The sequence below is a fragment of the Paraburkholderia phymatum genome (assembly GCF_040965635.1).
Taxonomy (GTDB): Bacteria; Pseudomonadota; Gammaproteobacteria; order Burkholderiales; family Burkholderiaceae; genus Paraburkholderia; species Paraburkholderia phymatum_B.
Genome location: NZ_JBFRCH010000134.1, coordinates 1 through 338, shown reverse-complemented (window position 1 = coordinate 338; position 338 = coordinate 1). Strand labels below are relative to the sequence as shown.

The 338-nt window shown below is 61.5% G+C and carries 1 pseudogene; it reads right to left on the bottom strand.

Annotated features, from left to right (window positions below):
* Positions 1-338 (bottom strand): annotated as a pseudogene (locus AB4Y32_RS40515) (acetoacetate--CoA ligase); the annotation flags it as partial.

Genomic DNA, 338 nt, shown 5'->3' with positions numbered 1-338 from the left:
CCCGCGCACATTCAGGATTCCGTCGGAACGTCCATGCAGGCGGGCCGTGCCTTCCGGCGAAAATTCGATCAGATCGCCGTGCGTCCACACACCCGGGTTACGGGAAAAATAGGCCGCATGAAAGGCCACGCCGTCGATGTCGCCATAAAACCCGAGCGGACGTGACGGAAACGGGTTGGTGCAAACGAGTTCGCCGATTCCGGTCGTGGGTGCTCCCTGATCCCACGCCTGAACGTCGAGCGCCAGACTCTTGCACTGCGCTTCCCCTGCATAGACGGGCAAGTCAGGATGTCCAAGCACGAAGCAGCCGAGGATATCGGTGCCGCCCGAGATCGACT